This is a genomic window from Streptomyces albus subsp. chlorinus, from assembly GCF_013302895.1.
Lineage (GTDB): Bacteria > Actinomycetota > Actinomycetes > Streptomycetales > Streptomycetaceae > Streptomyces > Streptomyces chlorinus.
In genome coordinates, this window is the sequence record NZ_VJOK01000001.1 from 1,317,495 (window position 1) to 1,326,022 (window position 8,528).

General features: G+C 73.8%; 13 protein-coding genes. 1 reads left to right on the forward strand and 12 read right to left on the reverse strand.

The window, feature by feature from the left end:
* Positions 1 to 182 precede the first annotated feature (182 nt).
* Positions 183 to 1,808: an MFS transporter gene (locus FM076_RS06040; protein WP_173868882.1), complete on the reverse strand. Its 1,626-nt coding sequence runs from the start codon at positions 1,806 to 1,808 to the stop codon at positions 183 to 185.
* A 183-nt stretch (positions 1,809 to 1,991) separates the two neighbouring features.
* Between FM076_RS06040 and FM076_RS06045 the strand changes: the two genes are divergently transcribed.
* Entirely contained in the window at positions 1,992 to 2,507 is a 516-nt protein-coding gene (locus tag FM076_RS06045; RefSeq protein WP_243274331.1) for a TetR/AcrR family transcriptional regulator, read from the forward strand.
* A 42-nt stretch (positions 2,508 to 2,549) separates the two neighbouring features.
* On the opposite strand, the gene FM076_RS06050 is transcribed toward FM076_RS06045, so the two are convergent.
* The 11 genes from FM076_RS06050 to FM076_RS06100 form a co-directional block, all read right to left on the reverse strand.
* The gene (locus tag FM076_RS06050; RefSeq protein WP_173868884.1) at positions 2,550 to 2,924 is read right to left on the reverse strand and encodes a DUF6479 family protein; all 375 of its coding nucleotides are present in this window, start codon (positions 2,922 to 2,924) and stop codon (positions 2,550 to 2,552) included.
* A 115-nt stretch (positions 2,925 to 3,039) separates the two neighbouring features.
* Positions 3,040 to 3,753 carry an MgtC/SapB family protein gene (locus FM076_RS06055; RefSeq protein ID WP_173868885.1) on the reverse strand — a complete coding sequence of 238 codons (714 nt, stop codon included), beginning with the start codon at positions 3,751 to 3,753 and terminating at the stop codon, positions 3,040 to 3,042.
* A 19-nt stretch (positions 3,754 to 3,772) separates the two neighbouring features.
* A complete protein-coding gene (locus FM076_RS06060; RefSeq protein ID WP_173868886.1) occupies positions 3,773 to 4,048 on the reverse strand; it encodes a gas vesicle protein GvpK in 276 nt (91 codons plus the stop codon).
* The gene (locus FM076_RS06065) at positions 4,045 to 4,296 is read right to left on the reverse strand and encodes a gas vesicle protein (RefSeq protein ID WP_243274332.1); all 252 of its coding nucleotides are present in this window, start codon (positions 4,294 to 4,296) and stop codon (positions 4,045 to 4,047) included. Before FM076_RS06065 ends, FM076_RS06060 begins: the two co-directional genes overlap by 4 nt.
* A complete protein-coding gene (locus tag FM076_RS06070) occupies positions 4,277 to 5,140 on the reverse strand; it encodes a GvpL/GvpF family gas vesicle protein (protein ID WP_173868887.1) in 864 nt (287 codons plus the stop codon). The genes FM076_RS06065 and FM076_RS06070 overlap by 20 nt, the downstream gene beginning before the upstream one ends.
* Complete coding sequence (locus FM076_RS06075) at positions 5,130 to 5,471, reverse strand: gas vesicle protein (RefSeq protein WP_173874536.1); 342 nt, start codon at positions 5,469 to 5,471, stop codon at positions 5,130 to 5,132. Before FM076_RS06075 ends, FM076_RS06070 begins: the two co-directional genes overlap by 11 nt.
* 8 nt (positions 5,472 to 5,479) lie before the next feature.
* Positions 5,480 to 6,223 (reverse strand): hypothetical protein, encoded by a 744-nt coding sequence (locus FM076_RS06080; RefSeq protein ID WP_173868888.1) that lies wholly within the window; start codon positions 6,221 to 6,223, stop codon positions 5,480 to 5,482.
* Positions 6,216 to 6,929 carry a DNA primase gene (locus FM076_RS06085; RefSeq protein ID WP_173868889.1) on the reverse strand — a complete coding sequence of 238 codons (714 nt, stop codon included), beginning with the start codon at positions 6,927 to 6,929 and terminating at the stop codon, positions 6,216 to 6,218. The genes FM076_RS06080 and FM076_RS06085 overlap by 8 nt, the downstream gene beginning before the upstream one ends.
* On the reverse strand, positions 6,926 to 7,162 hold the full coding sequence (locus FM076_RS06090; protein ID WP_173868890.1) for a gas vesicle protein GvpG: 237 nt from the start codon (positions 7,160 to 7,162) through the stop codon (positions 6,926 to 6,928). The genes FM076_RS06085 and FM076_RS06090 overlap by 4 nt, the downstream gene beginning before the upstream one ends.
* An 11-nt stretch (positions 7,163 to 7,173) precedes the next feature.
* Positions 7,174 to 7,947 (reverse strand): GvpL/GvpF family gas vesicle protein, encoded by a 774-nt coding sequence (locus FM076_RS06095; RefSeq protein ID WP_173868891.1) that lies wholly within the window; start codon positions 7,945 to 7,947, stop codon positions 7,174 to 7,176.
* Positions 7,944 to 8,357 (reverse strand): gas vesicle structural protein GvpA, encoded by a 414-nt coding sequence (locus tag FM076_RS06100; protein ID WP_173868892.1) that lies wholly within the window; start codon positions 8,355 to 8,357, stop codon positions 7,944 to 7,946. The genes FM076_RS06095 and FM076_RS06100 overlap by 4 nt, the downstream gene beginning before the upstream one ends.
* Positions 8,358 to 8,528 lie beyond the last annotated feature (171 nt).

Genomic DNA, 8,528 nt, shown 5'->3' on the forward strand with positions numbered 1-8,528 from the left:
AGCAGTGCGGCCAGCGGGGCCGCCGCCCGTCTTTTTCGTACGACCTGAGTCATGCCACGATCGTGCGTCCGCGCGCGGCGGCCGACGGGTTCCACGGCCGCGGCACGCGGGCGGCTTGAGCCGTTCGCCGCAGTGTTCCGTCCCCGGGACGGGTGGTTTTCCCGCGCGGGGCGAGAGGGGTCTCAGGCGTGGGGGGAGACGCCGGCCTCTCCTCGCCGCTCCTCGCACCGCCCGCGGTCTCCGGCGGCCCCGCACCGGTCGCGGTCTCCGGCGGCCCCGTGCCGGTCACGGTCTCCGGTGTCCTGGCCGGGCCGCGGGCGCAGCAGCATCCAGGCCAGAGCGGCGGCGACGGCCAGCAGCAGCGCGCCGGCCAGGCCGGTGGCCCGGATGCCGTCGGCGAAGGCGTCGCGGGCCTCGGTCATCAGCGCCCGGCCCGCTCCGTCGCCGAGCCGGGCGGCGGTGGCCAGCGCGGCGCCCAGCGTCTCGCGTGCCGCCTCCAGCGCCCTGGCCGGCACGCCCGCGACCGGGTCGAGGCCCATGCGGTAGGCGGAGGACAGCACGCTGCCCAGGACGGCGACCCCGAGGGCCCCGCCCAGCTCGATGCCCGTCTCGGAGACGGCGGAGGCGGCACCGGCACGCTCGGGCGGGACGGTGGAGAGCACCATGTCGTTCGTCAGCGTCATCACGGTGCCCACGCCGAGGCTCACCAGGCAGAAGGCGAGGACGACCACGGCCACCCCGTGGCCGAGCGGGACGGCGGTCATGGCCGCGAACCCGAGCGCCGCGGTGGCCAGTCCGGCGCTGATCAGCTGCCGCGCCCCGGTGCGGCGGGCGGCCGCGGCGGCGAAGAACCCGGAGGCGACCGACAGGGCGGCGCCGGGCAGCAGCAACAGGCCGCCGCGCAGCGGGGAGAGTCCCTCCGAGAGCTGGAGGAACTGCGGGATGAAGAAGAGGGACCCGGCCATCACGAAGACGGTGAGCACATTGGTGACGATGGCGGCCGAGAAGCGGCGGATGCGGAAGAGGGTGATGTCGATGAGCGGGTCGGCGAGGGTGCGCTGGCGCCGCACGAAGACGGCGCCGAAGGCGAGGCCGGCCACCAGGAAGGGCAGCGAGAGCAGTTCGTCCCCGTGCGCGAAGCTCTTGATGGCGTAGACGACCGGCAGCACCGTCAGCAGGGTGAGCGCCGCGCTGGGCAGGTCGAAGCGCCCCGGTGCCGGGTCCTTCGTCTCGGGCACCAGCAGCGGCAGCCCGATCAGCGCCAGGACGACCAGCGGCAGGTTGATCAGGAAGACCGAGCCCCACCAGAAGTGCTCCAGGAGCAGTCCGCCGACGACCGGGCCGAGGGCCGAGCCGGCGCTGAAGGCGGAGCCCCAGGCGGCGACGGCCACCAGGCGCTGCCGCTCGTCGCGGAACATGCCGCGCAGCAGGGAGAGCGTGGAGGGCATCAGCGTGGCGCCCGCGACGCCGAGCAGGACGCGGGCCCCGATCAGCGCGGCGGCGCTGGGGGCGTAGGCGGCGAGCGCGGAGGCCAGGCCGAATCCGGCGCAGCCCGCCATCAGGAGCTTGCGCCTGCCTATGCGGTCCCCGACGGTGCCCATGGTCACCAGCAGTCCGGCCAGGACGAAGGAGTAGATGTCCACGAGCCACAGCAGCTGGGTGCTGGAGGGGGCGAGGTCCTCGCTGAGTGCGGGGACGGCGAAGCCGAGGACGGTGAGGTCCACCGCGATCAGCAGGACGGGCAGCGTGAGGACGACCAGGCCCGCCCATTCGCGCGGCCCGGCCTTCCCGGTCGCGTCGTGCGCCATGGGTCAGCTTCCTTCGTCTTCCGGCGTCGGCAGGTACGGCCGCGGCGTGTCAACCGATTTTTGTGTACGACCGTACATAAATTCGTGTACTAGAGTACACAAAAACCGCCGGACCGGAGAAAGGCGGGCAGCCCGATGGGAGCCAGGCGCGGGCCGGCCGACCCGGGTCGCCGGGAGCGGATCATGGCCGCCACCGAGCGCATCCTGCTGAAGGACGGCATCGCGGGGCTCAGCCACCGCGCCGTCGCACGCGAGGCCGGCGTCCCGCTCGGCTCGACGACGTACTACTTCGCCACCCTCGACGACCTCCTGCACGCGGCCATCCGCGCGCAGAGCGAGCGCTACGCCCGCCGGCTGCACGCCTGGGGCGAGCGGCTGGGCGAGGTCTCCCCGGCCGGACTGGTCGAGGCCCTGGCCGACCTGGTCGAGACACAGCTGCGCGACAACCGCGCCGAACTGGTGCTCTCCTTCGAACTGTCGGCCGCCGCCATGCGCAGGCCCGAGCTGCGCGAGGTGGCGCTGCTGTACGCGGAGACCGAGGCGAAGGTGCTGGGCGCCCACACGGACGAGCAGACCGCCCGGGCGCTCTCACACGTCCTGGACGGTCTGCTCCTGCGGTCCCTCGCCGGCGCGGCCCCGCCGTCCCGCGCCGCCGTCACAGCGTCCCTCGCGGCCCTGCTCACTCCCCGGGGTGCCTGAGGGGGCCGGCGCGGAGGGGCGCGGCGGCGGGGCGACGCCCGGTCAGCCGGGGCCTCCGCTGCCGAAGGAACCGCTCTTGCCGGGCTCCCACTTCTTGCGCCGCGGCGGCTCACCGGGGTGGTCCTCCCGGTCCCCGTAGTCGTGGACGCCGGTGTGCGGCAGGCGACGGACGCCGTCGCGCGGCATCTCGTCCGGCTCCCGGTTGGCGACGACCTCCTCGGTCGGCCCCTCGGGAGGCAGGTGCGGCTGGTCCTCGGGCTCGGGCGGCTCGGGCTCACGGTTACGCACCCGTATCCCCAGCCAGACCGCACCGATCAGCGCGATGACGATCAACAGACCGATCCCCAGCGGTGCCAGGCCCACGAGGTGGTCACGGGCCGCGATGTCCAAGGCTGTCTGGGTGACGTCCGCGTTCATGTGCTCAGCCCCCTTCGGCTCGCGGTGTCATCTGTCGGGGTTTCCGTGGTGGCCGGAAGAAAACGTCTTCCGCCCGGCTCCCCGCACGAGCCGCTCCGCGCCGGCGCGGGGCGGCTCACTCCCCCGACGAGGCGGCTTCCCGGCCGTTGACGGCGATCATGCCGGGGATCGCCATCAGCTCGGCGACCAGTTCCGGTACCGAGCCGCGCCCGGAGACGGCGAGCGTCAGCCGGGTACGCTCGGGGCGCACCTGGCCCGTCGCCTCCGCGTCGGTCTCGGTCACCACGAAGCCGCGCTGCGTGCACCGGGTCAGCGCGGTCCGCAGCACGCCCCGCCCCTCCTCGTAGGTCAGCCGCAGATGGCTGGGCTCGACGCCGGGGAGGTGGTCGCTGATCTTGGTGAAGCCCCAGACGGTGAGGAAGTGCAGCACCACCACGGCGATGGCCAGCAGCGGCAGCCCCGCGCCGCACGCCATACCGACGGCCGCCGAGACCCACACGATGGCCGCCGTCGTCAGCCCCCGCACCACGTCCCGGCGCAGGAAGATGACGCCGCCGCCGAGGAACCCGACCCCCGAGACCACCTGGGCGGCGATTCGCGACGGGTCGAAGGAGACGTCCTCGGTCCCCGTCAGATCGGCGAATCCGTACTTGCTCACCAGCATGAAGAGCGCGGCACCGAGCCCCACGAGGGCGTGGGTGCGCAGCCCCGCGCTCTTGCGTTTGGCCCGCCGCTCCAGGCCGATCAGCGAGGTCAGGACGAAGGCCAGGGCCAGGTCGGCGAACTGCGGCCAGCCCTGGCCCATGGAGGAGGAGAACGCGTCGCTCATATGTGCCGGTCTAACAGTCTCAGTCGGTGGGCAGCAGCGGACCCAGCGGCCCGAGGTCCAAGTTCAGCTCCTCGGGGGTCAGCCCGAACCGTTCCCGCAGCAGTTCCATGCGGTCCTCCAGCAGCATCAGTGTCATGCCGATGCGCTCCTCCTGCTCCTCGTCGAGGTCACCGACCTCCACCCGGCGCAGGGCCTGCCGCTCCACGAGCTGCCGCAGCAGTTCGACGATGGTCAGCACCAGCGCCGCGAGGTCGCGCTCCACCGTGTCCGGGTCGAAGTCGAGTCGGCGTGTCACAGGGGCTGCCCTCCCTCCCAGGGCGAGGGGACGCGTGCGTTGACCGAGCTGATCAGGGCCCGCAGGTCGATCCGCACCAGGTCCACGTCGGCGATCCCCAGGGTGAGCGAGCCGGTGAGCACCACTCCGGTGCCCAGCAGCCGGTCGAGCAGGTCCACCAGGGAGACCTGGCGCCGGGCCAGCGGCTGCTGGGAGTCCACGGCCACCGGTCCGCGCGGTGCGTACGGTTCAGGCGCCGGCGCCGTCATGGACGCGCTCCTGGGTGTCGGTGGTCTTGGTGCCGGTGGTCTCGGTGCCCGTGCTCCCGGTGTCCGTCGTCCCGGTGCCCGTCGTTCCGGTGTCGCTGGTGGCGAAGGAGTAGGGCGCCCAGGGGCCGGTCAGCTCGACCCGGACCGCGGGGTCGTGGCCGCCGAGCTGTTCCACCCGGGCGACGAAGGCGTCCGAGCGCTCGCGCGGCACCAGGTAGGCGGCGTTGAGCAGGTTCTGGCCCGGCACCTTGGACAGCTGCGGGTTCTGCGCCGGGTAGGTCCGCACCTCCTCGGCCTCGGCGGCCAGCGCCGCGTGCAGGGTCCGGCCCAGCTCCTCGGCCTCCTCCAGGACGTTCTCGCGCGCGGTGACCTCCTGCCGGCGGCGGCGCAGGAACTCCCGGCCGCTGGCGGGGGCGGCCCTGGGTGCGGCGGCCGGCTCCGGGGCCCGCTGCGCGTAGACCTTCACCCCCCACTCGACGCGTCCGGCCAGCCGGCGCAGCGTGGCGTGGAACTCCTCCGCCCCTTCCTCCAGGGCGCGCCGCACCCCGTCGTCGTCGCGGTAGACGGTGGCCAGGCGCAGCGGGAGGGGGCAGGTGCGGGCGGTGAGCGCGTCCACGACCCGCTGGTGGGCCCGCGCCGTCTCCTCCAGCCAGCCCAGGTCCTCCAGGTGCGCGCGCAGCGGCTCCTCGGCGAAGTCGGCCTCGGGGACCCGGCCGGCCACGGCCGCCAGTCCGGCGTGCTCGACCAGGTAGGGGACGGAGCCCGCCACGCCGCGCAGGTCCGCGGGCAGGGACGCGTGAAGGGGCGCGGTCACCGCGTACACGTACCGCAGCTCACCGGTCATGGCCTTCCACCTCCCGGGGTTCGGGCGTGCGCCCTTCCAGTTCGGCGATGCGCTCGCGCAGCCGCCGGTTCTCCTCGGACAGCTCGCCGCGGCGGGCCCCGGAGCTGAGCGCGGGGTCGGTCTCCCACCAGTCGATGCCCATCTCCTTGGCCTTGTCGACGGAGGCGACGATCAACCGCAGTTTGATGGTCAGCAGTTCTATGTCGAGCAGGTTGATGCGGATGTCCCCCGCGATCACCACGCCCTTGTCGAGGACACGTTCGAGGATGTCCGCGAGGTTGGCACCGCTGCCGCCCTCGTAGCGTTCGGGCACCCTGCTGGTGCCGGGCATCGGGGTGCTCACCGGCGCTCACCCGCCTTCGCGGACTCGACGGCCGACGCCTCCTCGGAGGCGTCCTCCATGGTCAGCCGGCGCGCGTAGTGCCTCAGGTCGAGCCGGGCCCTGCGCTCCTGGGCGTGCCAGAGGGTGCCGGCCCTCTCCCGCAGCCCCCTGGGACGGCACTCCATCAGCAGCACGACACGGGTGAGGTCCTCGGTCAGCGCGTGGAAGGTGGCCACACCCCTGGTGCCGCCCCCGGCGCCCTCGGTGCGCCAGGCGACCCGCCGGCCGGGGGTCCGCTCCGTCGTGGTCACCCGCCCGCCGCTGCGGGAGAAGCCGTCGTCCTGGAGGCGGGTCCACTCCCGGTACGCGTCGTCGGCGGGCACGCCCACGTCCACCTGTTCCAGGACGACCAGCGGCCCCGGCCCGCCCTCGCCCTTCTCCAGCAGGCCCTTCGCCCGCTCGGCGGCCCTGTCCTTGATCCGGTCCGCGCCCGCCCCCACGACGGAGCGCACCGGGCCCTTGCCGGCCGCGGTCCTGCGGCCGGTCTCCAGCGCCAGCCGGGCGAATCCCGGACTGCGGCCCTCCGTCACCGCGTTGAGCACGCCGGCGGCCCGGCCCAGCGCGCGGCCCAGTTCCACCAGCAGCCGCTGTGCCTCGGCCGCGGCGAACTCGACGGCCGCGGCCCTGAGCCGGTCGGCCACCTCGGGGGCGAGGACGTCCGGCAGCGCCGCCCCGCTGCCCGGGGTACGGGTGTCAGCCACGGCTCCGGCCCTCCTTCGCCTTCGCGCCGCCGCCCGTCCGTCCGGACGCGGACCCGGCCGAAGAGGCCGCCCTGCCCTTGGACGCGGACGACGTGCTCCTGGACGAGGACCCGGCCTTGGAGCCGGACCCGGTGGCGGAGGCGGACTTCTTCGCCGGTGCCCGGCCGCCCGCCCGCTTCGCGGTGCCCGCGGTCTTCTTCGCGGTACCGGTGGTCTTCTTCGCCGTGCCGGCGGTCTTCTTCTCGGTACCGGCGTCCTTCTTCCCGACGCCGGCGGTCTCCTTCCCGACGCCGACGGTCTCCTTCCCGCCGGCGTCCTTCTCCGCGGTGCCGCCGGTCTTCTTCGCCGCGGCGAAGGCGCGGGAGTCGTCCGTGTCGGCGGCTGCGGCGCCGTCGAGGCGGTCGCGGATGTCGCGGGTGCGCTCGTGCAGGCGGTCGGCCAGCGCGTTGACCTGGCGGTTGACCAGGGCGCCCGTCGCGGCTCTGCCGGTGCCGCGCAGATCGTCGCGCAGCTGCTCGGCCACCTCCGCGAACTGCGGATACGCCTCGAGCTGTTCGGTGGCCAGGCGGGTGAGGGCCCGCGGAGCGTACTTCAGCCGCGTGCCCGCCACCAGCGTGGCGACACCGAGGGCGAGCTTCGCCTTTCTCGTCCGTCCGAGGACGTAGCCCCCGGTGACGGCCAGCGCCACCGTCAGTCTGTCGTTCATGTCCATGGGTTCCTGTTCTCCAGACGCGCGAGGAGTTCGTCCTCGCGCCGGTCGAACTCGGCCTCGTCGATCTCGCCGGCCAGCAGCGCCTGTTCCAGCTGGGCGAGTTCCCGCTGGACGGTCGCCGGGTCGCGGTACTGCCGCTCCGCCTCGTCCCGCACCTGGCGCAGCACCCAGGCGGTGCCGCGCAGCGGTGCGGCGGGCAGCAGCAACAGCTCGCTGAGCAAGCCCATGCCGGCCTCCGTCAGCCGCCCGCCGGAGCGGCCCCGGCACCGGCGCCCGCGTCGGCCGAGGCGTCGCTCTTCTCGACGAAGCTGTAGGGCGGCAGCGGCCCGTTGACCCGCAGGTCCAGCTGGGGCGCCGAGGTGCCCAGCTCCTCGATCACCGCGAGCAGGCCGTCGCCCTGCTCCCGGTCCACGAGGACGGAGAGGTTCGCCAGCCAGCCGGTGCTCTGCGGCCCTTCGCTGACCTCGGCGGCCACCGGCTCCAGGGCGCCGCGCAGCAGGGCCGCGTCCGTCGCCTCGTGGGCCTGCACGGCGTGGGCGATCTTCTCACCGAGCTTCAGCTTCTGCTCGTAGGAGCCGCCCCCGGCCGCGCGCAGGGCCTCGCTCTCGGCCCGCAGCTCGGGCTGCTCGGCCATCACCACGTGCAGCACGGCCTCCTGGTCGTGGCTGGCCTTGATGTTGTACTCGACCTTGCCCTCCAGCGCGTCGAGCCGCTCCCGGAAGTGGTCGGCGCGCTCACCGAGGACCTCTCCGACCGTGCGGTCGTCCTCGGAGAGGCTGCCGAACCGCATCGGCAGCACCGGCCGCTCGGCACTGGCCTCGGCAAGGACCTGCTGGTGGGCGAGGAGTTCGCGCCGCTTGGGCCGCAGGTCGGCGGGCGCGTCGCTGACGAGGGCGACCAGCCCGTCCCGCTCCAGTACCCGCACCGGGCGGGGCGGGTCACCGACGCCGGTCAGGTCGTCGCGCAGCTTGGGCGCCGGTGTCCGTGCGATGCCGTAGACGTAGGTGCTCACTCCCGCTCCTCCTTCTTGCGCGAGGTGGCACGCCGACGCGTACCGCCGCTCTCCTGGGCCTCGTCGCGCGCCTGCTGGAACGCGTCGGAGACGGTCTGCGCCGCACCGCTGAGCGCGCCCTTCGTCTTGCCCTGGGCGCCGGACTCGGTGACCTGGCCCACCACATCGGGCAGGCCCGGGCTCTTGTTGCGGCCGGACTCGAGGTCGAGGCGGTTGCAGGCCTCGGCGAACTTCAGATACGTGTCGACGCTGGCGACCACGACACGGACGTCGATCTTCAGGATCTCGATGCCGACGAGGGACACCCGCACGAACGCGTCGATCACCAGACCCCGGTCGAGGACCAGTTCCAGTACGTCGTAGAGATTGCCGGTGCCGCCGCCTTGCTGCTGTGCCGGAGCGACAGTCATGAGGCAGAGCCTCCTTCGCTTGTTGGCTGCTTGGCGTCGGTTGCCTTTCGGGGTTCTTCCGGAATGTCGGTCAACTGCCGGGCCGGGGCGGCGGGTTCACCGGGCCGGCCGACGGCGTTGAGGGCCGCGGGGACGCCGCGGCGCCGCACGGGTAGCCCCCGGGCCACAGCT

Excerpts from the sequence above, each read along its gene's own strand:
- FM076_RS06090 (WP_173868890.1), bottom strand. The coding sequence starts at position 7,162 with ATGGGCTTGCTCAGCGAGCTGTTGCTGCTGCCCGCCGCACCGCTGCGC.
- FM076_RS06040 (WP_173868882.1), bottom strand. The coding sequence starts at position 1,808 with ATGGCGCACGACGCGACCGGGAAGGCCGGGCCGCGCGAATGGGCGGGC.
- FM076_RS06055 (WP_173868885.1), bottom strand. The coding sequence starts at position 3,753 with ATGAGCGACGCGTTCTCCTCCTCCATGGGCCAGGGCTGGCCGCAGTTC.
- FM076_RS06070 (WP_173868887.1), bottom strand. The coding sequence starts at position 5,140 with ATGACCGGTGAGCTGCGGTACGTGTACGCGGTGACCGCGCCCCTTCAC.
- FM076_RS06050 (WP_173868884.1), bottom strand. The coding sequence starts at position 2,924 with ATGAACGCGGACGTCACCCAGACAGCCTTGGACATCGCGGCCCGTGAC.
- FM076_RS06075 (WP_173874536.1), bottom strand. The coding sequence starts at position 5,471 with ATGCCCGGCACCAGCAGGGTGCCCGAACGCTACGAGGGCGGCAGCGGT.
- FM076_RS06045 (WP_243274331.1), top strand. The coding sequence starts at position 1,992 with ATGGCCGCCACCGAGCGCATCCTGCTGAAGGACGGCATCGCGGGGCTC.
- FM076_RS06065 (WP_243274332.1), bottom strand. The coding sequence starts at position 4,296 with ATGACGGCGCCGGCGCCTGAACCGTACGCACCGCGCGGACCGGTGGCC.
- FM076_RS06100 (WP_173868892.1), bottom strand. The coding sequence starts at position 8,357 with ATGACTGTCGCTCCGGCACAGCAGCAAGGCGGCGGCACCGGCAATCTC.
- FM076_RS06085 (WP_173868889.1), bottom strand. The coding sequence starts at position 6,929 with ATGAACGACAGACTGACGGTGGCGCTGGCCGTCACCGGGGGCTACGTC.